This is a genomic window from Lactobacillus sp. ESL0228, assembly GCF_003692825.1.
GTDB lineage: Bacteria > Bacillota > Bacilli > Lactobacillales > Lactobacillaceae > Lactobacillus.
Map to the genome: position 1 here is coordinate 30,277 of NZ_REHJ01000001.1, position 24,748 is coordinate 55,024.

The 24,748-nt window shown below is 33.9% G+C and carries 20 protein-coding genes; 9 read left to right on the top strand and 11 right to left on the bottom strand.

The features are described from left to right. Position 1: 1 nt before the first annotated feature. Positions 2-1,810, bottom strand: coding sequence for an FAD-dependent oxidoreductase (locus tag F5ESL0228_RS00160; protein WP_122022460.1), 1,809 nt, complete (start codon positions 1,808-1,810; stop codon positions 2-4). A 126-nt stretch (positions 1,811-1,936) separates the two neighbouring features. Here F5ESL0228_RS00160 and F5ESL0228_RS00165 point away from each other — a divergent pair, with 126 nt between their 5' ends. The 3 genes from F5ESL0228_RS00165 to F5ESL0228_RS00175 all read left to right on the top strand — a co-directional run bounded on the left by F5ESL0228_RS00165 (position 1,937) and on the right by F5ESL0228_RS00175 (position 5,102). Then, entirely contained in the window at positions 1,937-2,839 is a 903-nt protein-coding gene (locus F5ESL0228_RS00165; RefSeq protein WP_122022461.1) for a LysR family transcriptional regulator, read from the top strand. Positions 2,840-2,995: 156 nt separating this feature from the next. After that, on the top strand, positions 2,996-3,832 hold the full coding sequence (locus F5ESL0228_RS00170) for an ABC transporter ATP-binding protein (protein WP_122022462.1): 837 nt from the start codon (positions 2,996-2,998) through the stop codon (positions 3,830-3,832). Positions 3,833-3,881: 49 nt separating this feature from the next. Beyond that, entirely contained in the window at positions 3,882-5,102 is a 1,221-nt protein-coding gene (locus F5ESL0228_RS00175; RefSeq protein WP_122022463.1) for an ABC transporter permease, read from the top strand. 188 nt (positions 5,103-5,290) lie between these two features. On the opposite strand, the gene treC is transcribed toward F5ESL0228_RS00175, so the two are convergent. Together treC and treR are read right to left on the bottom strand one after the other, a co-directional pair. Then, positions 5,291-6,946, bottom strand: coding sequence for an alpha,alpha-phosphotrehalase (treC, locus tag F5ESL0228_RS00180; RefSeq protein ID WP_122022464.1), 1,656 nt, complete (start codon positions 6,944-6,946; stop codon positions 5,291-5,293). Further along, positions 6,943-7,674 carry a trehalose operon repressor gene (treR, locus tag F5ESL0228_RS00185; protein ID WP_122022465.1) on the bottom strand — a complete coding sequence of 244 codons (732 nt, stop codon included), beginning with the start codon at positions 7,672-7,674 and terminating at the stop codon, positions 6,943-6,945. Before treR ends, treC begins: the two co-directional genes overlap by 4 nt. A gap of 162 nt (positions 7,675-7,836) precedes the next feature. Between treR and F5ESL0228_RS00190 the strand changes: the two genes are divergently transcribed. From F5ESL0228_RS00190 to F5ESL0228_RS00200, 3 genes are all read left to right on the top strand, one after another. Further along, positions 7,837-9,807, top strand: a complete 1,971-nt coding sequence (locus F5ESL0228_RS00190) for a PTS glucose transporter subunit IIABC (RefSeq protein WP_122022466.1) — start codon at positions 7,837-7,839, stop codon at positions 9,805-9,807. Positions 9,808-10,014: 207 nt separating this feature from the next. After that, positions 10,015-10,917 (top strand): EamA family transporter, encoded by a 903-nt coding sequence (locus F5ESL0228_RS00195; RefSeq protein WP_158592455.1) that lies wholly within the window; start codon positions 10,015-10,017, stop codon positions 10,915-10,917. A gap of 580 nt (positions 10,918-11,497) precedes the next feature. Next, a complete protein-coding gene (locus F5ESL0228_RS00200) occupies positions 11,498-12,841 on the top strand; it encodes an MFS transporter (protein WP_122022468.1) in 1,344 nt (447 codons plus the stop codon). Between the two features lie 270 nt (positions 12,842-13,111). Here the strand turns inward: F5ESL0228_RS00200 and F5ESL0228_RS00205 are convergent, their stop codons facing one another. The 4 genes from F5ESL0228_RS00205 to F5ESL0228_RS00220 all read right to left on the bottom strand — a co-directional run bounded on the left by F5ESL0228_RS00205 (position 13,112) and on the right by F5ESL0228_RS00220 (position 17,560). Further along, on the bottom strand, positions 13,112-13,798 hold the full coding sequence (locus F5ESL0228_RS00205) for a carboxymuconolactone decarboxylase family protein (protein WP_158592456.1): 687 nt from the start codon (positions 13,796-13,798) through the stop codon (positions 13,112-13,114). Between the two features lie 93 nt (positions 13,799-13,891). Beyond that, positions 13,892-14,773, bottom strand: coding sequence for a LysR family transcriptional regulator (locus F5ESL0228_RS00210; RefSeq protein ID WP_122022470.1), 882 nt, complete (start codon positions 14,771-14,773; stop codon positions 13,892-13,894). A gap of 147 nt (positions 14,774-14,920) precedes the next feature. Beyond that, positions 14,921-15,787, bottom strand: coding sequence for an alpha/beta hydrolase (locus F5ESL0228_RS00215; protein WP_122022471.1), 867 nt, complete (start codon positions 15,785-15,787; stop codon positions 14,921-14,923). 27 nt (positions 15,788-15,814) lie between these two features. Next, a complete protein-coding gene (locus F5ESL0228_RS00220; protein WP_122022472.1) occupies positions 15,815-17,560 on the bottom strand; it encodes a 1-deoxy-D-xylulose-5-phosphate synthase in 1,746 nt (581 codons plus the stop codon). 280 nt (positions 17,561-17,840) lie between these two features. On the opposite strand from F5ESL0228_RS00220, the gene F5ESL0228_RS00225 reads away from it, so the two are divergent. Then, positions 17,841-18,713, top strand: coding sequence for an NAD(P)-dependent oxidoreductase (locus tag F5ESL0228_RS00225; RefSeq protein ID WP_255409557.1), 873 nt, complete (start codon positions 17,841-17,843; stop codon positions 18,711-18,713). Positions 18,714-18,770: 57 nt separating this feature from the next. On the opposite strand, the gene F5ESL0228_RS00230 is transcribed toward F5ESL0228_RS00225, so the two are convergent. The 4 genes from F5ESL0228_RS00230 to nrdJ are packed head-to-tail and all read right to left on the bottom strand — an operon-like array spanning position 18,771 to position 22,478. Further along, entirely contained in the window at positions 18,771-19,310 is a 540-nt protein-coding gene (locus F5ESL0228_RS00230; protein WP_122022474.1) for a cob(I)yrinic acid a,c-diamide adenosyltransferase, read from the bottom strand. Beyond that, positions 19,307-19,822 carry an ECF transporter S component gene (locus F5ESL0228_RS00235; RefSeq protein ID WP_122022475.1) on the bottom strand — a complete coding sequence of 172 codons (516 nt, stop codon included), beginning with the start codon at positions 19,820-19,822 and terminating at the stop codon, positions 19,307-19,309. The genes F5ESL0228_RS00230 and F5ESL0228_RS00235 overlap by 4 nt, the downstream gene beginning before the upstream one ends. Further along, positions 19,822-20,208 carry a DUF4430 domain-containing protein gene (locus F5ESL0228_RS00240; RefSeq protein ID WP_122022476.1) on the bottom strand — a complete coding sequence of 129 codons (387 nt, stop codon included), beginning with the start codon at positions 20,206-20,208 and terminating at the stop codon, positions 19,822-19,824. The genes F5ESL0228_RS00235 and F5ESL0228_RS00240 overlap by 1 nt, the downstream gene beginning before the upstream one ends. A 35-nt stretch (positions 20,209-20,243) precedes the next feature. Then, positions 20,244-22,478, bottom strand: coding sequence for a ribonucleoside-triphosphate reductase, adenosylcobalamin-dependent (gene nrdJ, locus F5ESL0228_RS00245; protein ID WP_122022477.1), 2,235 nt, complete (start codon positions 22,476-22,478; stop codon positions 20,244-20,246). Between the two features lie 577 nt (positions 22,479-23,055). Between nrdJ and F5ESL0228_RS00250 the strand changes: the two genes are divergently transcribed. Then, complete coding sequence (locus F5ESL0228_RS00250) at positions 23,056-23,760, top strand: YjjG family noncanonical pyrimidine nucleotidase (protein ID WP_122022478.1); 705 nt, start codon at positions 23,056-23,058, stop codon at positions 23,758-23,760. An 86-nt stretch (positions 23,761-23,846) separates the two neighbouring features. Continuing rightward, positions 23,847-24,611: a pyrroline-5-carboxylate reductase gene (gene proC / locus F5ESL0228_RS00255; protein ID WP_158592457.1), complete on the top strand. Its 765-nt coding sequence runs from the start codon at positions 23,847-23,849 to the stop codon at positions 24,609-24,611. Positions 24,612-24,748: the final 137 nt, after the last annotated feature.

The window sequence follows — 24,748 nt, forward strand, 5'->3', positions numbered from 1 at the left end:
TTTATTCTAAACCTAACGCAGATAACGCTGCTCGCCGACCTTGATGAATAATGCCACCAATAGCTGTTCCAGAGCCAGGATAGTATGAACCAAGCCAACCACCAGCATTAAGACCAGCAGCATAGAGGCCTGTAATAGGCTGGTTGTAAACATTTAGCACATTACATTCTTTATTAATCTTCAATCCACCAAGAGCACCAAGGTTGCCAGGAGTATTGCGGTAAGCGTAGTAGGGACCTGTGAAAGACTTCACCCCCATTGTTCTATTGAACTCAGGGTCGTTACCATTTGCTGCATTTTTGTTCCATGTGGAGACGCTCTGAACTAAGTTTGTAGCAGGAACATCAATTTTTGTTGCTAGTTCTTCAACAGTATCAGCTTGAACTACTAGTCCTTTTTTGATATCTTCAGCCAATGATTCTTCATTCCATGGACTAGTCTTGATATTGATGGAACTCTTACCAAAAATTTGATAAGTCGGCTTATCTAATTGCTTTTCTTGGTTAAAAATCGCTCTGAAGCCATAGGCATAAGTTGAATCTTCATTAACAAATCTTAAACCATTACCATTGACAAAAATTGATGGAATAGTAGGTATACGATCATCGGTACCATTGCCCGTGTGAGCATCAAAATCAATTGTTCCGCCAAAGCCAGTGATAGCTGCGCCAATAGACATCCCCATCACAATACCATCACCACGATCAGTTAGTACGGACCAGCAATTGTGTGCTTTAACATCTTCATAATGTTGTGGACTGAGGTCTTTTGCTAAAGCGATATTTTGGTCAATTGAAGCAGTGGCTAATATCACACCTCGTCTAGCTTTTAGGTATTTAAGCTGGTGCTTGCGATTTTCAGTAATTACACCAGTAACGTTGCGTTGACCAGCATCTTTAGTAGAAATCAAGCCAACTACTGCAGTGTTATAGTTAATATTTGCACCATGGTCTAAAGCATAATTGAGCAAATGTTGAGTAAGAATAATACCATTTCCACTTGTTCCACCACCTTCATAAACATGGATTCGATCAGCAAAATAATTTTTAGCATAAGGAATTTCGGTATGACCATAAACATTATTCCATTTAATGCCCATTTTACTCAGCCAATCAATATTTTTAGGTGAATTTTGTGTAAAATCATGAATTAAATCTTCGTAAACGCGACCTTCTCCTGCTTTCAAATATTCCTTTTCATGATTTTGGGGTGTATCGTTTCGATAAGTAGTGGTAGCTTTTTGCAATTTTGTACCAGCTGCTTGAATGACGCCACCTGAGTAGTTAGTAGTGCCACCAGCAATACCTTGTTTTTCAATAATTAATACGGAAGCACCATTTTCAGCAGCAGTAGCTGCAGCTGCTAGGCCAGCGCCACCAGCGCCAACAACGATTACATCGTATTCATCCGTAAATTTATCAACATCGTAATCAGAAATTGCTTTTTTAATTAATGGGAAGTTGGCAGGCTGGGGGATGCCATTATCTTTAGTGTGATAATTTGCTTGAGAGGCTCCACTAATTGCATCAACGTTAGTCTTAATTGTAACTGCACCTGATTTTTGGGCAGCTTTAATAGCAGCTTTACGGAATGCACTAGTAGAAATTGATGCCCCAGAAATTGCATCTACTTCAACAGACTTGACCTTGTTAGCTTCTTTAAGCCAGTTTTCAATGCCAGCAGCTCCAATAGTATTGGGTGTAATGTTTTCAGCCGTAATTTGGTTGATTTGCCCACGTTCGTCATCAATATCTACAATAGCCTTAATGCGACTATGAAAGCCTTTTTCTTCTGCACTATATTGGCTCATTTCTTTCTCCTTAAATAATTATTTGAAAATACTATGTGTTTCTTACAGAACAAGTATATTTTGTTTATACTTATAAGTGAAATTAATATCAGTTATTAATAATAGAAATATTTTATAAGGAAAATTATGGATATAAAGCGCTTAGAAACGTTTATTAATTTAGTCGAAACTAAAAATTATACGAGAACCGCCAAGGCAATGCATGTGACACAGCCAACAGTTACTCATGATATTAATGCAATTGAAAATGAAGTGGGGGTCAAATTGTTCAATCGAAGCAAAAGATCGGTCATGGTAACTAAAAATGGTTGGGCCTTTTATCAAAAAATCAGACCACTAATCAATAATTACTATTCAGCTGTGCAGGATATTCAAAAAAATGATTTAGGAGAGAATTATAAAATAACAATTGGCTATTCGTATACACCATTTAATGATTATTATGTTCCTTTATGGATAAAAAAGTTTCAAGAGCAACGCCCTCAAGTTAAATTTTCAATTATGAGTTTGAATCATAATGAATTAAAGCAACATATTTTATCTAATGAAATTGATGTCGTAATTACAACGAAAAAAGACATTGATGATTTAAAGAATATTAAAAGTTACGTGCTAGAAACTGAACCATTTAAGGCGATTGTTCCTAAAAATAATGCATTGAGTAAGAAAAAATTATTGAAATTAACAGATTTCCAAAATCAAAAAATGTTGTTCCTAGATAATAATTGGGCTGCAGAAGATTTGATTAATCTTCAAAATCAACTGATGCATATAAATAAACAAATGCACATTACATATGCCAATGACTTATCTTCATTAAATGTATTAGTTAAAGGTGAGCAGGGAATAGCTCTAGGTTTGTACTGTCTCTACGCAGAACTAAATGAAAACTTGACTTATGTTCCAATTGATTGGGAACCGCAAGTAAACTTAGTGGTAATTACTACCAAAACTAACTGCAAAAAGACAGTGCGGGAATTCATCGAGCTTATCCAAAAATTCAAATTAGACTTAAATATTAATCAATAATTTTGGTTAAAGTTTGTTTGCAAGCAGCAATTTAGTAGTTTCTTATATTAATATATTCGTAGTATTAAGTTCTTTTTATTACAATAAAAATAATAAACCTAGTGTTGTTTTATATGGTATACTATTAAAAAACAATATATAACAAGAAGTAATATAATGCTAAAAGTAAAACACTTGAGTAAGAACTTCGGTTCTTTGCACGCACTTCAAGATGTCAACTTCACTATTCAGCCTGGTCAGATTATGGGACTTATTGGGCAAAATGGTGCAGGCAAAACGACAACATTTCATAGTATATTAAATTTTTTGCACTACTCTGGAGAAATCACTTGGGAAGATCGACCAATTACTGAAACAACGTTTAACACAATTGGCTATTTACCAGAAGAACGAAGCTTAATGACGAAGATGACCATTGAGGAACAAATTGTTTACTTAGCACGGCTTAAAGGGTGTGCAGCTAAGGAAATCAGGCCACAGATTGACCAGTGGCTTGAGCGTTTCCAAGTTAAGGGCAAAAAGAGCGACAAGATTAAAACTCTGTCAAAGGGTAACCAGCAAAAGGTGCAGTTAATTTGTACTTTGATTCATCAGCCCAAACTACTGATTTTGGATGAACCATTCAGCGGACTCGATCCGGTTAATGCCGATCTTCTCAAGCAAGCAATTTTGGTGGCGAAAAAGCAAAAGGCAGCGATTATTTTCTCCAGTCATGATATGGCCAATGTTGAAGCGATTTGTGATACGCTAATTATGCTTAAAAATGGGCAGGTTGTTCTAAGCGGTGATCTTGAATCAGTGCGAAATTCTTTTGGTAAAACTGAGATTTATGTGAAAACAGCGAAAACACTGGCTGAACTTACGCAATTGCCACACGTACAAAAAGTGGAAAAGCAAGGCAATCGTTATCTTTTACGGATTGATGATCCAAAATGCGGTCCAGAGTTATTTGCGGCGCTCACCAATGGACAATACATTGAGGAATTCCGGTAACAGCCACCAACATTGGATGAAATTTTTAGAAAGGAAGCTGGTGAAGATCATGAATAAAATGTGGATCGTTACTTTACAAACATATTGGCACCATGTTAAGTCGTGGACCTTTATTCTTTTAGTGTTAGCACCCTTTGTCCTTGTTGGGATATCAATTCTTTCTGGAATGAGTAGCGATAATGCTAGCCAAACGCAGATTGCCGTTATCAGTCAAAATCCGCAACTACGCCAAAATTTTATTAAGGAAAATAGTATAGCAATTGATACCAAGGTTAAGAGCACTAAGGCTGCACAAAAAAGGGTTAATCACGACCAACTCGATGGTTATCTAGTCTTAAACATAGAACAAAATCAAGTCCATGCAACTTACCATGGTACTTCAGAATTTGATGAAGAGTTAAAAGTCAAAGTGCAAAATTTCGCCCAAACTGTGCAGAGTCAACTTAACCAACAACATGCACAGCTTGCTCCGCAGCAACTTAAGGCGCTACAAAAACGACCAGTTTTGCAAGAAGTTATGCAGAAAAAACATACCGGAAATAAGATTGGTAAAATGATTTCTTTTTTCATTTTACTCATGATTAGCTACATGATTTTAGTTATGTATACTAGCGTAACTGCGCAGGAAGTAGCAGCTGAAAAGGGCAACAAGATTATGGAAATAATTTTTTCTAGCACAACGGCGACAAAATATTTCTTAGGTAAAATCACAGGAATTTTTATGGCTATCATAACGCAATTAGCAATATACATACTTGGTGGTGGCGCTATTTATCATTGGGCATTGCATGCCCAGATGACTGCGGACTTCATGCAGACTAACCAGCAACTGATTAACCAAATTTTAGGTAATTTGGTTAATATCAACCTTCTTTTTGTTATTTTTGGTGTAGTAATTTATATTATTTTGGCTGCCTTGTCCGGGGCAATGGTTACTAAACCAGAGGATTCGTCCAAGGCTGCTAATTTGGTCATTATGATCTTATTGGCTGCATTTGTTGCATCATTTTTGGCTTTTTCTGAGCCAGAAATGTTAGTCACTAAAATTTTGTCTTATATTCCATTTACATCGTTATTCATTATGCCGTTACGGATAATCAACAGACATGTTAGTACACTTGAAGTAAGTATTTCGCTTGCGATCCTAATTGGTAGTGCTATCGGCATGCTTCTTTATACTAGTAAAATTTACCAAGGCTTTACCCTGCAAACGGATGACAGTAGCTTTTGGAAGAGGCTAAAGCGCGGATTTTCATATAGTAAAAAATAATTAAGTAAAAGGTGTTGGATAAATAGTTTACGTGATAATATGTGCTAATGATCTATTTTTTCTTAATTAGCAATTAACAGTTGATTTAGTAGTTAAATACCGCATGTAATTAACGAAAATGACTAGTTGATAACTTTATATAGGTTTCAAATATAAAAAGGTTGAGATTTTTTGAATCCCAACCTTTTTTATTCAATCAATAATGCGATTGCTTCGTATGGTTTTAAAGTTAAATGATTTGGTATTTGAGTTAATTTTCGGTCATAATTACTAATCAAAACTTTTGCTTGCTGATTTTGATAAGAATTAGGTAACTGGTATAATAATTCATTACCATAAAAATTATTGATTACTATTAATATTTGACCTTTATATGTTCGATAATAAGCATAAATTTGAGGATGATTTAGGTCAATCGGTTGATAATTTCCATATGCAATGATTGGATATTCTTTTCGTAAGTGAATCAACTTTTGATAATAAGAAAAAATTTCACCGTGATTCAATTCATCCGTAACATTAATTTTATCTTGGTTTTTAGGTTTTAGCCAAGGAGTTCCTGTAGTAAAGCCGGCATTATGTGAATTATCCCAGTGCATGGGGGAGCGACTATTATCACGTGATTTAGCTTGAATTATTGTGAGTGCATCATGTGAACTCAGTCCTTGATGAAGCAATTCTTGATATGCATTTTTAGTTTCAATATCGACATAGTCATCAATCTTTTGATAGTTAGGATTGATCATACCAAGTTCTTCGCCCTGATAAATGTATGGCGTTCCACGTAATAGATGTATCACTGTCGCAAGCATTTCGGCAGATTTTTCACGAAAATGTACGGGGTCACCAAAACGACTAAGTGCCCATGGCTGATCATGATTATTCCAGAATAATGCATTCCATCCACCGCCAGAGCTCATTCCTAATTGCCATTCATTTAGTAATTTTTTTAGTTTGAGAAAGTCAAATGGAACTTTTGTCCATTTTTGTCCATTTTTGTAATCAACTTTTAAATGATGAAATGTGAAAACCATTGATAACTCACGTCGTTTTTTATTTGTATATTCAACCGAGTTCGCTACATTAGTTGATGACATTTCCCCAACGGTAATTATATTAGGATTTTGACCAAAAGTTGCTTGATTAAGTTCCTGTAAATATTGGTGAACAATTGGTTGATCAGTATACATTAGTTTGGTGTTAACATTATCAGGTGCATCGGGCAAAGTTTCACTTTTGCCAATTACATTTATGACGTCAAAGCGAAAACCTTTAACGCCTTTATTTTGCCAAAAATTGACAATTTTAAATATTTCTTTTCGGACTGCGGGATTATGCCAATTTAAATCTGCTTGAGTTTTGTCATATAAATGTAAGTAATATTTGCCAGTTTTACCAAATGGAGCCCAAGCAGGTCCACCAAATTTTGAAACCCAGTTATTAGGCAAACTACCATCAGCTTTTGGGCTCCGAATATAAAAGAAGTCCTGGTAATGCTGCTCTCCTGCTAAAGCTTTTTTAAACCATTCATGTTCGGTTGAACAATGGTTCAAAACCATGTCCAGCATTACATCAATATTATTGTCTGCTAGCTTTTTGACTAATTCTTCAAAGTCAGCCATGGTACCAAAAAGAGGGTCAATTGCGTAGTAATTGGCAATATCATATCCATTATCATTTTGTGGTGAAACAAAAAAAGGATTAAACCAAATCATATCAATATGAAGTTGTTTTAAATAAGGTATCTTTTGAATAATTCCAGGCAAGTCTCCAATTCCATCACCATTACTATCGTAGAATGATCTAGGATAAATTTGATAAATAACTTTATCTTCAAAATTCATAAAACAATTCCTCCATGCTTTGTTTTTCGACGAGCAAAGTCAACAAACTTAAACTTATCTGGACGATGTCGTGAAATCGTGTATTGAAAAAAGGATGTGTCTTTTAAATAAGTTAGGCTACGAACAACGACAACTAAATTAGTATCTTTTAGTTGTAATTCGTTAACAATTTTATTATCTGCAGCTTCAACGGTAATTTCTTTTGTGGCATAGTCAATGTTTAATCCTAGTTCTTTCTCAAAATAAGAGTAAAGAGAACCTTGGGCTTGATTTATAGAAATACTGGGGACATATTGTTTTAAAATGTAATCTTCATCAACTACGATAGGTTCATGTTTGCTGAACCGTAAACGTTTGACATAAGTAGATGAAGTAGAAGTTAACGATAATTTATTACTAATATTTAAAGGTAAATTTGCATCCATTAATGATAAAACTTTAGTTGTTGCATGCATCTGCTCTTGGACATTTAATTCATTAAAGGTAGCAATATTAGAAATTGGAAAAGCGATGCGTGTTACGTCAAGTACAACAGATCCCTTACCTTGTAATTTTTGAATTAATCCAGCAGACATTAGTTCGTCTAATGCTCGTCTAATCGTTTCACGTGAAACACAATATTTTTTTGCTAAAATCGGTTCGCTTGGTAAAAAATCCCCTACATGATATTTTTTTTGCTGAATTTGCTCTGTCAAATCAGCGGAAATTTTTAAATATTTTGCTACCATCACATATATACCACCTTTTTATTTTAATAATATCATTTATGGTAAAATTTTGACTTTAACAATTAATTAAAGTATTTACAATTTAATAATAAACAATTCATTGACACTTGTCTATACAAGTCATATAATCTATTTTAGAAAGCGATATCATGGAGGCCTAATATGGATAATAAGATTAAGTTAGTAGCACCTACTACTGGGAGGGTAATTAATCTCAGTGAAGTTAATGATCCAGTTTTTTCGCAGAAAACGTTAGGGGAAGGTTTTGGTTTAGCACCTAGTTCTGGGGAAATTATATCCCCGATTTCAGGACAAGTAGTGATGATTGCTGAAACTAAACATGCGATTGGCTTAAAAACTCAAGAAGGAGTTGAAATACTGATTCATTTAGGTATCGATACTGTAGAACTTAAGGGTAAGCCTTTTACTTTAAATGTTAAGGCAGGCGATAATGTTCATGTAGGTGAACGCCTAGGGACAATGGATTTAGAAGCGATTAATGCTGCACATAAGCAAGATACTATTATTGTTGCTATTACAAATACTGCTCAAGTCCTAGATAAAATTGATTTGAATTTGGGTATGATTAAAGCAGGAGAAGTAGCGGCAACTATCAGTTTAAAGCAATCTTCAAAAGAGGCGGTGATTCAAACTAAAGAATCACAATATCAAACAACTGCTCGAGAAATATTAACTGCAGTTGGTGGTATGGAAAATGTAAAGAGTGTTATTCACTGTTTTACTAGACTGCGATTTACATTAAAAGATGATGGTATTCCTGATGATAAGCAGGTTAATGCGATAAAGGGAGTAATCGATGTTGCACGAGCAAACAATCAATATCAGGTTGTCATTGGTCAAACTGTCGATGATGTTTACGATGCACTAATTAAGTTGCTTGGACCAAATTATTCACAGCAAACACAAGAATCAGTAAAAAAGTCACCTGTACCGAAAACTGTAGGAGGAAAAATTAAAAATGGTTTCTTTCAATTAATTAGTGTTATTACTGGATCAATGATGCCAGTAATTGGGTTATTAGCAGCTAGTGGTATGTTAAAAGGAGTTCTGAATATTCTGACTAACTTTTACCACATGTCAACAACTTCTTCAACATATACTATTATCAATGCAATGGGAGATGCTGCCTTCTACTTCTTACCAATAATCGTTGGATTCACAGCTGCACAGAAATTAGGTTCTAATCCAGTCATAGTTTCTTTAATTGGCGGCTTCTTAATCTATCCTGATTTAGTTAAAATCTTTGCTAGTGGTAAATTCACATACTATCTTGCTGGCGTAGGAATTAATGCTAACTTCTTTGGCATTCCAATTCATATTCCACAATATACATATTCAATCTTTCCCATGATTTTTGCTGCTTGGATGGCGGCTAAAATTGAACCGTGGATTAAGAAGTGGATGCCAATAACTTTGAGACAAATTTTTACACCATTAGTAGAAATTTTCTTAGTTGGGATGACGGTTTTAATCATTGTAGGTCCCGTGATTTCATTTATTTCTGAAGGAATTGCTACAATCTTGCAATGGCTTTTAACAGTTAATAGTGCGCTTTCTGGTTTAATAATTGGTGGTTTTTACCAAGTTTTGGTTATTTTTGGATTACATTGGGCAGTGATTCCACTAATTGCTAATGATCTTGCGGCTAATGGGCACAGTGTATTGAACGGGATAGTATCAGTAACAATGATTGCCCAAGGCGCTGGAGCATTAGCAGTTTGGGTTAAGACTAAGCATAATCCTGACTTAAAGGGATTATCTTTAAGTGCCGCAATTTCAGCTGCAGTAGGAATTACTGAGCCTGCAATGTATGGTGTTAACTTAAAATATGGGCGAGTATTCTTAACCTCAAGTATTGGCGCAGCGGTAGGCGGTTTAGTTAATGGATTGCTAAAAGTTGATATGTATGGTTTTACAGGGAGCTTAATTGGATTTCCATCTTTTGTAGCAAAGGCTGGTCAAGGTAATCCAAATAATTTAATGAATTTCTGGATTGTGTCAATTATAACTATTATTGCTTCTTTTACATTAACTTACTTCTTTGGATATCATGAAAATGATGCAGATAATCCTAAAAATGCACCACAAAAGAAAACTTTAGATAATTTGTAATTTAAGAAGAAAGTACCGGGGCGTAGACAGTTCCGGTGCTTTTTTGATAAAACAGAAAAAATTCCAACTAAATTAAGGTGTATAATTTAATTAATTTGGATATAGTTATAAGCATACGGACTTACCTTACTTTAAATATCTTTAATAGCGATTATTTTGATGATAACACAAGCATTTGACTGCAATTTAAAAAAGGAGCTATTTTTTATGATCTTTAGCAATCTTTGGTTAATTATCTTTGCCACTATTTCGTCTCTTTCTCGTGGTATCATTTCTGTAATTGATCGCTATCAAATGGGTTATCGCAAGCAAAGTTCAATTGATGTAAATTTTATTAATAATCTATGCAGTTCTATTTTAGTAACCATTTTTCTTTTTTATATCAGAGAACATTATTCGAGTCCTCGATTTACAAATAATTATTTGCTTAAAGTTGTTATATATGCATTCTTAGCCCAAATTGTTGCTTATGGTTATAGTTTTGTCTATCGTAAAGTATCTATTATGCAGTCGGTGATTTTAAGTAAGCTAACAGATTTGTTTATTCCGTTAGCAATTTTTTTAACAATGGGCTATTTTAGTAAGGCATCCTACTTGGTATCAATTATTTCAACACTGATTGTTGTTATTTATATTATTTTTGAACAACGTTCGAGTAAGCTGGATTTTCATGTTCTTGGTCAGACTTTCAGCGTAATTGCACCGTTATTAATTTTACAAGCGGCAATATCACCATTACTAACTAAAGGTTTGATAAAACCAATTGATTTGGTCTTTTTTACAATTATGACCATTTATCTACGTTGCTTTATTTCATTAATTACTTTCTGGTTTAAAAATAAAACTTTTAAAATCAGTACTGAAAATCTTTCTAAAAAAGTTTATATTCTTTATACGATTCGTGCAATTTTAACCCTATTGGCTCAAACCACCTATACACTTGCAACATCATCGATAAATTCAAGTATTGCATGGGTCTTTTTGAATATGACCTCTTTATATAGCGTATTTTTTGGAGATTTATTCTTAAAAGAAAAAATGAAATTAGCGGATATATTAGTGATAATCAGTATTTTAGCATTGGCCATAATTTCCAAAGAATTTTTGTGATAATTTTATTGTTAACTTAATGAAGTGATTTATCAATAGTGCAACTAATTATACCTAGATAGACAATATTAAGTAATAAATTAGCAATAGTTTATTTGCTTTGAGTTAAAAATTATTTGGCTAGCCAAATTTCAAGATAGTTAAGAAGTAGCATTACATTTTGTATTGTTGACAATAATGATGCTATACAAAATAATAAATTTAATCACTTGTAAAATAATTAGCCAAATGAACTAATTGGAGAATTTTCTCCAATTACTGAAAAATTTCCCGGGAAATATTTAGTTTTAATTAGTCTGGGTACAGAAATTGCATCAATATTAAAATTGATGAAAATATTTAGATAGCTAATATTCTAGCAAAAATAATTTTAAAGGAAGTGGTTAGTAATTTTAAATAGCTGTTATTATTTTGTTAGAAGTTCTGTGCATTTCGATAATTAAATATAAGTTACTATTTAACATTGTAGAGTTTTATTTACTATTCTTATTCAAGCGTGAAATTTCTTAAATCTTATTTATAATAATCTTTCTCAAGTTAAAGAAAGTGCTATCATTAATAATGAAAGGGAGTGACTTCATTGTTGAATTGGATATTAAAGCAGCCAGATTCTACAAAAAAGGTGCCACAAGCTAAAATTGCAAGTACATATAAATGGCGTCAATTTGGAGTTTTACTTGCGACGTGTATCGGCTATATTGGGTATTACATCATTCGCTTGGTATTCACAACTGAACAAAATGATATTATGAAAGAGTATCATTTTACGACTGCGAATATTGGTTTGATTCTTTCATGTTTTGGTATTGGTTACGGTGTAGCCAAACTGTTTATGGGAGTTTTTGCGGATAAATGTGATGCTAACCGGTATTTAATGGTTGGGTTGTTATTATCCGCTATTTTGAATATCTTTTTAGGATCAACACAGAATTTGTACCTAATGATGTTTTTAATGTTTTTAATGGCTATTACTCAAGGAATGGGTGCAGCAGCCTGTCAAAAAATGATTCAGCTTTGGTGGGGACCACGCATGCGTGGCACAATGTATTCGATTTGGTCCTCTGCACACAATGCTGGATCATTTATCTGTGTTGCAATTGTACAGTTAGCAGTCTTTCTTTTTTCTGGTTCAATTTCAGCTGTTTTTTATACTGCATCTGCCATTTCATTTGTTATCTGTATTTTGATTTTAGTTTTGGGTGCTGATAGACCTAAAGTTGTTGGCTTACCTGATATTGCGACCTATACAGGTGATAAAGTTATTTTAGATAATGGTCAAGTTCTGACAACTGATCAAACCAATTTAAGTGTTAGTCAGATTTTTGTAAAATATATTTTAAAAAACAAACTGGTATGGGCAGTGACGTTAACCTCTATGTCACTTTATTTGGTACGTTATGGGATTCAAAGTTGGATTCCGTCTTATTTGGTTCAGAATAAAGGCTTTGATCCTGCCTCAGCCAAGTGGATTATCGGAATTTTTGAATTAGCTTCTGTACCGGGAGTAATCATTATTGGTGCCATTTCTGATGCATTAAAGGGTAGACGAGCATTAGTTTCCATCGCCTGTGTGATTGGTACATTAATTTGTCTTACAGTATATTTTTTTAGTATGGATCACACGATGATTATTATTGCATTAATATTGATGGGCAATTTAATTTATGCACCATTAACCTTAGTTGGCCTAATGATTAATGAGGTCGTGCCTAAGTTTGCTGTTGGTGCATCAACCGGATTTATGGGCTTCTTTCAGTATATTTTTGGTGAAACACTGGCCACGGCATTAATTGGTGCTTTAGTTACTAAATTTGGATGGATTGCCAGCAATACAGTGTTGTATGGTGCTTCAATCATAGCAATTATTTTTCTTCTCTATACTGCAATTAAAGAAACTAAGTTGCGTCAAGAAACAATTAAATAGTCAAAATATATAACAAAAAAGTTCATAGATAATATGAACTTTTTTGTCTTGATTAAATAAATCAACTTGTAAAGTTTTGTTTCTTGGAAAATATACGACACGAAAAAGTGTATCAAAGATTTCGTTGCTGCGACTATCTGATGACGAAATAAAAATTTTCAAGTGTAGCTACCAGGTATTTTTCACTATCATTATGAGAATAGATATTTATGATAGCAAAGAAATTAACCCACTTTTATAAATTTTATTAAAATGCTTTTTTGGCAATCATTAAGCTGTTAGTTCCTTAGCCGCTTGATGAATAATTTGTACGCTATTAATGACAAAAGGAAAACCAATGTCTGGTAAAAGTTGAATAACCGACCATATCAATTCACTTTCATTATTGCCTGCCTTTAGGCTCCCACGGGCATGAGTCTTAATTTGAAACTCGACATTTAATGTAATTAGTGCCAATAATTCATAGCGTTCACGGTCACGAACCGACAAGATACCTCGATTATAAAAATCATTGAAGAAGTGATTGGTTAAAGCTTGAGGTATAAAATTACCGGCTTCATCTGGCAAATCTTGAAGTAGATTCTTAATTTCAGTACCATAAATTTGCGCTTGAGTTTTAGCACCAAAGTTTGAATCTGAATTAGCTTGAGGTTCAGTAAGATTGATTTGGTGTTGGGTAAAAACTTTTTTGATTATTTTTAATGCCTGTTCAACTTTTAATTGACCCATAATAGGAGTTAGTTGATAAACCATTTCCAAGATAATTTCTGGCGCAATATTGGATGCTAATGCTTTTTCAATTTGTTCTGCTAGTGAGACAGTTACTCCTTGGGTAATGCTGGCAATAATTGGAATTAGCATTCGATCGTTATTTAAATGCTTGTTGCAATGATTATTTATATCAGTATAAAAAGGTGTAATTAATTCATTAAATTGTTCTTCAATATTTTTAGTCATATTTAAACTCTGTTGTATATTTAAAATTAAGGTCATTTATTAACTATAGTAAATTTCTATTATTCATTGTTAATAAATGCAGTCGAATATAATTTACACATTAAAAATCGATTTCTTCAGTCGTTTTAAAAATAATTCTGCGACAGGTGAAAGATTGATTTCTCTCTTCCAAACAATTTTGATCCTTTGGTGCAGCTGAGGTGATAGTTTTCTAAAAGTTAAGCCAGAACTAGGATCTGTACTTACCAAATTATCTAGTGCAAACATGATTGCTGCATGATTTTTAACTAGCAACGTACCGTTAAAAATCAAATTATAGGTACCGATAAAATTGACGCAATTATTGTAATTACCTAGCCAATTTTGAAAAATTTGTAAACTTTGGGATTGCTGTGAGTTTAGAATTGAACGACCAATCAGGTCTTGTGGCATAATCTCAGCTTTTTGAGTTAAAGGATCATTATTAGCCATTAAAATGCCCCAGGTATCTTTTTCAGGTAAGGTTAGAGAAGCATAGTTAGTTAAGGGAATATCACCAATAATAATTGCAAAATCAGCAGTACCATTATTAAGTTTGCATTCAGCATAGCTGTAATCTCCGCTTAGCAGGTTGATTTTGACAGAAGGGTAATCTGTAATAATTCCGCCAATAATATTCATAATGCGCTGCATTCCCCAACTTTCACCGGCAGCAATTGTTAGATCGCCACCGATAAAAGCTGATGCGGTTAAATTGCTTTTAGTTTTGGCAGTTAATGCCAGAATTTCCTTTGCTTGTCCCAATAGGTATTGTCCAGCTGGGGTTAAAGTTAGTCGCCGGTTATTACGATTAAATAATTTAACGCCAAGTTCTTGTTCTAATTCAGCTATTTGCCTTGATAGAGCGGGCTGAGAGATTAGTAGCTTTTTGGCTGCATGGGTCATGTTGGACTCTTGGGCTACCGCTACAAAATAATTTAAAACGCGTAATTCCATCTTGATATTCACTCCGTTCCTAATTATAAATATAATTTAGTTATCATATTTATTAAATAATAACAAATAAGTATAATTACAAAAATAACCTGTAATCAAATAATGATGACAGGCTATTTATTCCATAGCTGGATGGAATAATTTTGTTTACTTTGACCATAGGAAATTAACTAAAAGTTGATTAACTAGATTATTTTCGTGTAGTTTACTGTGTTGAGCTTGTGAACCGACAATTTCTTTTTCTTGGTATGATCGTACCCGTGGGATAACTAAATAACGATATGAACGTGCTGAGTTAACTTCAACCGAGCCATCACTACCATGTCCGGCATTACCATAAATATTTAATACTCGGGCATTTTTAGGAAATTTGTGTCGTAGGCTTAAAAGACCACGGTAACCAGTATCCATTACTTTGGGTGAACCATTATGATTTAATTGGGTGTGTGTAGGAGCTCCGCTTTCACCAATATAGCCATTATAGTGCCCAGCAATTGATACCTGTTTGTTTAATACGGGAAGTTTAGAATTGTCAGCATTATCTCGAAGGTAGTAAGCGATTTGTAAATTTCCCATTGAATGTCCTACTAAGTTGATTTTTTTGAAATGATATTTTTTTTGTAAGGCAATGATAACGTCTTTAACATAACTGCTGCTTTTGCTTAAGGCAATTTCTTGATTAGTTGTCTTTGAGCTTACACTTCGGTTGTTAAGTAAGTTGGCTTCAACAATTGGATTTTTAGCACTTTTTTTAATAGTACCAATCAAGGTAACGTGTCCGTTGGGACTGACATCTGCTCTAATAATTGAATTAGTCCATCCATGTTCCTGCGCATATCTGACCATATTTTCTTCGGCATGATAACTACTTCCCCAACCATGGAAAAAGATGGTAGGTGTTGCAATTTGACTGCTAGCGTCTTTTTCTTGGAGGAAATTGTAAAAAAGAAATCCGGAAAAAATAAGAATAATTATTAAAGCAAGACTAATAAAAGTTGTTTTGCTTTTCTTCATGTTTGTTCCTCCATAATAGCTGATAAGTTAAAGTGCCTTTAGGTCATCAGTAATTTGTTCAACAGTTAAATGATTATCTCGGTAGATTTGAGCAAGTGGTGTTTGGTCAGTATAAATCCGTTTTTGTCCATAATTCAAAACCTTAATATTTTGCTTACCTAGGTAGGAAGCGACTTTTTGACCAAAACCACCATCAAGTATGTTATTTTCAAGAGTAATAATAACTTGGTGATTCTGTGCTAATTTATCTAGGGATTGCTTATCAAGGATATTAGCTGAAATCGGATTTACAAGAGTGGCACCCAATTTTTGAGCAAGATTTTCACCTAAAGAATAAAAATCACCTAAGGCTAGGATTGCTATATTTTTACCTGGTTGAATTTGATATTGAATCTGGTCATAATCTGTTTCAATTTGTGTAGCGCTATCAGTAGGAACACTAAGTGTGGGCATTTTAATAGCTACAGGATGCTGTCTTTGTTTAATTGCCCATTGCAGCATTGCACGTTCTTCTGCTAAAGAGGTTGGTGCAAGATAAATCCAATTAGGCAGATTAGAAATCATTACTTGATCAAATATACCCAAATGTGTTTTTGATTCACTCGACAATCCACCACCAGCAACCATCATTACTACTGGCAAATTATTTGCTGCGACATCGTGAGATAGTTGATCAAAAGCTCGTTGTAAAAAAGTCGAATTTTCAAATAATACAGGAATTCCTCCTTCTTTGGCAAAACCAGCTGCAAAAGCAACAGATTCTTGCTCCGCTATACCAACGTCGGTGTAATTATCAGGATAATCATGCTTAAATTGATCAAGATTAAACACTCCTGGAATTGCTGCATTGATCGCCATGATTTTTTGCCCCATTTGTATTTCTTCTTTAAGAACGTCAAGGGCTATTGTTTTTGCAGTCGGCTTGTCTAAAACAGGTGTAGTTGGTTGATCAGTAGCTAAATCAAATGGTACAACCCAGTGGTGAGCTTCCTCATCCTTAAGAGCGGGTTCGTATCCTTTGCCTTTTGTTGTATTAATGTGTAAAAGAATTGGATGATCGACATCTTTTACGGCCTTGAAAGCAGCAATCATATCTGAGAGATCATTACCATTTTGAACATAACGGTAATCAAAACCCATTGCTGTAAATGGATTTTCTTTAGCTTGACCATTCGAATTTCTTAACTTAGCTAGGGCAGTGACGAGCCCACCTACATTTTGATCAATCGACCACTGGTTATCATTAACCACAATAACTAAATTGTGCTTTTCGATTGCAGCATTGTTTAATCCTTCAAAGGCTAAACCCCCTGTCATTGAGCCATCACCAATTAAAGCCATAATGTTTTCATGACCGCCCATGAGATCTCGTGCTTTGGCCATACCTGTTGCTAAAGCAATGGATGTGGATGTATGTCCAATTGAATAGTAATCATAGGGACTTTCATCTGGATTAGAATATGGAGTAACGTCCTTATAGTGTTCTGGGTCTAGCCATGCTTGAGCACGTCCGGTTAACATTTTATGTGGATATGTTTGATGTGAAACATCCCAAACAATCTTATCTGTGGGTGCATTGAAAACATAGTGGTAGGCAATAGTTGCTTCTACTATTCCTAAATCTGGTCCCAGGTGCCCGCCTTCTGCAGCATCTTTTTCTAAGACTAGTGTTCGGATTTCTTCAGCTAATTGTTCCATTTCACTTATGCTTAAATTTTTTAAGTCTTGCGGACTAGAAATTTTTCTTAATAAGTAATCATTATGATTATTCATGATTAATACCTCCTAGTAATATAACTATTATAGGTTTGATAGTATAAAGTATAAAATACTTTATTTTGATAGCATTAATAAGTTTTAGTAATGTTAGTTTATTTAGGATATTGGTTTCTAACATGCAAAACTGATATTAGTGTATCAAATTATAAGACTAATTGTAGTACCTAAGGTAAGGACGAAGTCAACAAAAATATTTTATCTAGTAAAATACTTGATGTTTTTTGAGCTATAATCAAGGAGAATAAGTGACAAGTTTATCAAAATAAAAAAGGAGCTGAAGATGATGAAGATTGGTTTCATTGGAACAGGTGTGATGGGGAATGCAATCTGTTTGCATCTAATACAAGCAGGGCACCAACTCTATGTTTATAACCGGACAAAAAGTAAAGCGAATAATTTGATTTCGCGTGGTGCGATATGGTGCACAACTCCACAAGAAGTGACTGAAGCAGTAGACTTAGTTTTTACAATGGTAGGATTTCCAAGTGATGTCGAGAAAGTTTATTTTGGTAAGAATGGGATCTTATCTGCATCGGTAAATAAAAAATATCTTGTCGATATGACAACCTCTAAACCTCAACTGGCTCAAAAAATTGCTGCTACTGGTAATAAAAAAGGAGCTCTTGTCTTAGATGCTCCAGTATCTGGAGGTGATCTTGGTGCAAAGAATGGAACATTAACAATTATGGTTGGGGGTAGTAAAGACGCATATAAAGAATTGAACCCCATTTTTAAGGATTTTGGCAAACAGATACACTATTTTGGTTTACCAGGCTCAGGTCAAAACACTAAAATGGCTAATCAAATTATGATTGCGGGTACAATGACGGGAATGACTGAATGTTTGGTTTATGCTCAAAAGGCTGGGTTAGATTTAGAAGCAGTTCTTAAAACACTTGGTGGAGGAAGTGCAGCTAATTGGAGTTTAACAAATTACGGACCCAGAATTCTTAAAAAAGATTATACACCGGGATTTTTTAGTAAGCACTTTCTAAAGGATTTGCGGATTGCATTGGAAACTGCTGAAGAAATGAATATAAATCTGCCAGCAACAGCAGAAGCAAAAAAGTTGTATGAGATTTTAGTAGATAAAAAACATTTAGGCGATTTAGGAACACAGGGCCTGATTAAACTTTGGTGGAAGTAAACAAATCGAAAGACGGAACAGCTATTTTAAGTTGTTCCGTCTATATATATTAAAATACTAATACTTGCTATTAACGTCTTTAACTCCGTCTAGTACATTAGCATAACGCGCTAGGATAAATAAGTAGTCTGATAAGCGGTTAATATACTGTAGACATGTTAAGGGTAACTTTTGTTTTTTGATATTCAACTTAACCATAGCTCGTTCTGCACGTCTAGCAATTGTGCGAGCGTAATGTATGTTTGCTGCTGTCATGCAGCCGCTAGGTAAAATAAATTCTGTCATTGAGGGGAGTGCAGCAGTTATTTTATCAATTTTTTGCTCGAGCTGAATTACTTTTTCTTTAGTGATTTCATTTCGTCCCTTGACAACAATATCACCTTCAAGCAAGTAAAGATCACGTTGTAAATTTTGTAATACAATTAATAATTTACTACAGTTTGGCGATAAATTCGCAATTACTACACCAAGATAAGACTGTAATTCATCAATATCACCAATAGTTTCAATTTGTAGATCATATTTAGGAACCATTTTTCCAGTAACTTGTTTTGTTAGGCCATGATCGCCAACTTTTGTATAAATATTTAAAGTCATGATATTCTCCGCTTATAATGATTAAGTGCAATATTTAGAGGTTGATAAAGAATAAGATAAAAGGCAAAATTTCCTATGGCGTGATAAGTATCAAAGGTAAGGCTTCCAGCCCAGTAAGCTAAGAATGAAGAAATACCACCGAAAATTGACATTCCTAGATCGACCAAAAAGCCATATTCCCAACCCAAAAAAGTCACCAAAATTAGTTGAAAAATAAAATGCTGTTTGAGGTGTAAGAATTTATTAAAAAATGCAATGGTTAAAATACAACCGCTATAAGCTAAAATTTGAGGAATTGTCCATATGCCAAAGCCTAAGTAAATATTGGAAATTACCATAGTCAAAATTGCTAAAACTATCCCAAAACTGATATTAAGATTTAGAGTAACAATCATTAAAATTGCAGTAACTGGTTGAACATTTGGTATAGGGACAACTTTGAAAATTCTTAATACCACACACATAGCAGTTAAGATTGCCAGGAGAGCAATCTTTTTGGTTGAAGTGTTCATCAGCCAATTTTGGCCAAAGTAAATTTGATTTTGTCGTGGTTGGCAACTCTTTGTTGTGTAACTCCCTTATTAGCAAATTTTCCATTAATTGTATAAGTCCAATAAATTTTTTTTGCAGGATTCTGTTTCTTACCATCAATTGCGGTGACGAAACCGTTGGTACTTTCAACACGCCAAGCTTTTTTTAATCCAGTCATCACAGTGGCCTTTTTTGCAACTTTAATACTCTTTTTTTTGAGATTCTTACCACTGCGATTCAAAGTATAGGTGACTGTATAATTATTGGTTCTTTTAGCAGCTACTTCTTGAGTATTCTGTTCACTTGTTAGCAAAAAAGTAAAGATAGTAGCCATTCCAGCGATTATAGTTAATTTGTTTTTTCTCATTATTCCAAAACTCCTATTCTTAATTTGTTTAAAATTTATTTGACGGGGCATGCACCTGCGTCACAATCAGATTGGTCAATTAATTCCATGTCTTTTTGATCATTGTTTTGCTGAGCAAAAACAGAGGCAATATCAGCAATAATTGTTGCTTTTCTTTTTTCATAAGTTTCCTTATCAATTGGCTCTTTGGGTGCTTGTTTTAATGATCCACCATAATAAGGTAAAAGTGAAGTAGACTTGATAATATGGCGATATTGTTTAAACAACTGTGTAATTTGTTCACTTTCATCATGTTGAAAAGTAATTGTGCAACTAACAGCATTGTCTGACCAATATGTTTGCAAAAAAGCTTGGGTGGCAAATTGTTCAGCAATTGAAATCGTTCCAGCAGATGCAAAGTTCTTGCTATCTGCATGTGCTGCTCGAAGAGGAAATTCAACACAAATCGTATTTTGTGTATAAATATCAGGTTCTGAGTAATAGCCACAAGCATCTAAAGCCTTGAGCAATGGGTCTGAAGCCTGAAACCGGATCCGTTGAATTAAATAACCAGCATAATGGAAGTGCATTCCTTCAGATACACCAGCAAGTTTTGCAACTGTTCCTGAGGGCTTAACAGTTGTATGTTTAATTGAAAGGTTACACCCTAGGGTTTTACTATATTTTTTATCTGCGTCAACAACTGCTTGATAGGCTTCAGAAACCATTTTGATTCCTTTTGGATCGTAAATAGGTTCTTTAATTTTTTCACCTGTTTCTTTGTCGATATCATCTTTGAAACCTGTGACTACTCGATGACCTAAATCGTTTAACAACCAGTCCTGAATACCAGACATTGAAACACCAATTCGGCGATTTTGATGAATAATTTTTCTAGATATTTCCCAATCATATTCGCTGAAAGTAACACGTTTGGCATAACGTGCAGCTAGGTTAAAAACTTCAGTTAAATTCCAACCTTGCTCTTCAGCGATATAGGGAAAAACTTCGAATAAGTTGCAAGGTTCACCATTTGCTAGAGATATTTCACCACATGGATTAGTACCTTCGACATCATTGTCAATAGATTTTTGATAGCCGTCAATAATTCGACCATAATTACGAGATAAATCTAAATTAACTATCCCAGGCTCACCATTCTCTTTAATTCCATTTGCAATTGGTTCATAATTGATAAAGTGTGAGTCGATTGCGACGCTATTATTTGAAGCCCAACGATGATGGTAAAGTTTATTTTGATCTTGTTTCATTGTTATAAAGGATTGATCATCATTGGAACCTAGTGCTAGTTCTGCAGATCGTCTAACATTACCTGCCACGACTGCTTTTCCAATTAGATTACAAATATCAGTAGTATCAACGGAAGTAAGGTGACTGTTTAAGCGATCGTTAAGGATTTGATTAATATCAAATAGCATTTCGACTAATGGCATTGGACCGGAAGCAGTACCGCCAAAGCCATGGATTTTAGCACCGTAAGGACGAATATTGCTTATATCTAGCACTAGTTTGGTTTCTTTTTCAGGATTTGTTTGTTTGAAATGCATATCAATTAATCGAGCTTGAGCAAGAACCCAGCCTTCTCGAGTGTCAGGTAAAGAATAGTAAAGATAATCGCCAGTATCCTTACTTTTCCTGATCCATTCTTCTTTGTCAGTTGCACCTAATTTGATTGAATCATTATATGAATTACTACTCTTAGCGATCACAATTGTTAAATCGATTTTGTTATCGACTAGAGGTATTTGGCTGATATTACTCTTAACTACAGAAAAACCTACACCACCTCCTTTCATAAGTTGATCAAATAGAAAAGAAAATGGCATTGAAACGGCTTTTTGTTCAGGATTTAAATAGCAAGGAGAAATATGGCTGTTTCCATAATTTTGCGGACGGATAGCAATAAACCAACAATTATTTAATGAATCACCATTGCGTTTTTGATAATCTGTTCCAGAAATCCATAAGTTCCGTCCAGAAGGAGTTGCGGCTAGGCCATAAACTAACTTGAATAGTTTCTTGGCTTCGTCAGTGAGCTGGGAAATAATTTCGTGTGTAGGTGAGTTTCTTAAACGTGGATCTAAATTGATATTCCCTTCGATAACACGTTTAACAGTTTCATCCCAATTCTCAGAGCGATTTTGTTCTGGAAGCCAACGAGCATAGGTTCTTTTGTAAGTTACCCAACCCAATTCTCCCCAATGTGGTCTAATATTTTGTTTCACTTGCTTAATATAGGACTTATCTAAAGTTATTATAGGTTTTTTCATATTCAAAGTTACTCCTAAAATAATAATTTGTTTCACACATACATTATATATGGTTCTTATTAAAATATACCACAACATGTTGTGGTTTAACAAAAATATTTATTACTTTTCGAAAAGTTTTTTATGTGGGAGTAAGCTTAATGAAGTATAAAAAATTATATAGAATTAAATGTATAGAAAAACACAACAGATTAATTTAAATCTGCTGTGTTCACAAGTTATCAGGAGCAAAATTAATGACGAACTAAGCTGAATAATACGAAGAGAGCACTTCCCAATAAAATAAGAGGTATAAGAAAATGGACAAAAAAGATAAAAACAATAGCGCATGTTAATAAGAAAAATAGTATCTTAAAAATTCCGATACCAATTTTGCTAAATAGTCCAATCAAGCAAAATATTAATAAAAGTGTAATCATTCCTAATCACCTTTGTTAATAAGTTAAATAATATTATAGTCTTTTTTTGTTTAAATTTAGTTTTAAAGCTTAATCTTAAATAATCATTAATAGTTATTATGACATGATATAATAGATTTTCAACTTAGAGAAAGAAAAATACTGACGGAGGAGCACACTTGCACTTTAAACAAATAATTTTTGATATTGATGATACTTTAATAGATTTTGCTTCTACCGAAAATTTTGCTTTGCACAGCCTTTTTAGTGCTCATCATTGGCATTTAACAGCTGATTTACAAAGACGATACAATACTTACAATCAGGGGTTATGGCGACAACTTGAACGAGGTAAGATTACTTATAATCAACTTAGTGAGATGGTTTTTAGTAATTTTATTCGGGATAATCTTAATATTGAGATTGATGGTAATGCCATTATGAATGAATATCGTTCTTATTTTAGTGAAACACATAAATTATTGCCTGGAGTTAAAAATACGTTGGACTTTGCTAAGAAGAATGGTTATAAATTAACCATCTTGAGTAATGGTGAAACATATATGCAATCTCATCGGCTAGAACTAGCAAAAATCAAAGACTACTTTTCTTTAATTGTTACCTCAGAAGAAGCAGGTTTTTCAAAACCAGATCCGAAGATTTTTGATTATTTTTTTGGTTTAACTGAAATTAGTGCCGATGAAACTATCTTTTTTGGGGATGGATTACAATCAGATATTTTGGGTGCTAAAAATTATGGCTTTGATTGTATTTGGTATAACCACCGCCACCGAAAAAACACTCTGAATTTGCAACCATTGGTGGAAGTAACGACTTACCCACAACTAGTTAAGATTCTTAAAACAAATCTGTCACAGAGATGATTAATTTGAGAAAGTAGTTATACCATGGTTGATGTTTATTATGTTTAAAATTTAACAATAAAGTGACTAAATTAAGGATGATAAGAATGAAAATAGGATTTATTGGAACAGGTAAAATTGGAAAAGCAATAATTTTGGGGCTACTTAATGCCGATATGGTAAATACAGATATTTTTGTTTATGATGGTGGCCATAAGTCGGCCCAAACAGTTGCTGACAAATTAAAATTACAGTTAATTAAAAATTATTCAGAATTCATAAATTGTGATGCTGTTATTGTAGCTGTTGGAAGTCCAGCTAATGAAAAGATTTTTATGAAACTGAGTCAAGTATATCGCGGTATTATTATTTCAACTGGCGGAGGAGACTTATTAAAAATTAATCAGAAGCTATCAGGTAACAGTTCTTTTGTAAAAGTAGTACCCAATACACCCGTTCAATTAGGTGAAGGAATCACTGTAATTAGTTTTAAAGAAGATGAGTCAGAAGAAGTAATTACTAAGGTTAAGACCTTGTTTACTAGTTTAGGAGATGTGTATATTGTTCCAGAGAAATTATTAGGCATCTATGGTACTATTGCTGGTTGTACCCCTGCGTATATTGATCTTTTAATTGAGGCGCTCAGTGATGCTGCCGTTGAAAATGGGGTTAAGCGGTCAGAGTCATATCGAATTATTGAAAAGATGCTTTTGGGAACAGCAAAACTGGCACTGACTAGTCAAAAATTACCTGAAGAATTGAAGGACGAAGTAACAACACCAGGGGGTTCAACAATTAAGGGTGTAAATAAACTTGAAGAAAAGGGATTCCGTGGAGCATTAATCGCAGCAATTAATGCATCGATGAACTAGAAGACGTTTCATGTGAAACAATTATTTAATGAAACAAATAAGGATCAAATGCTTTGATTAAAACATTTGGTCCTTTTTAAACTGGTAAATGGCCTACCAGCTTTTTGAGTAAGTCAATATATGTATTTAAGAATTGG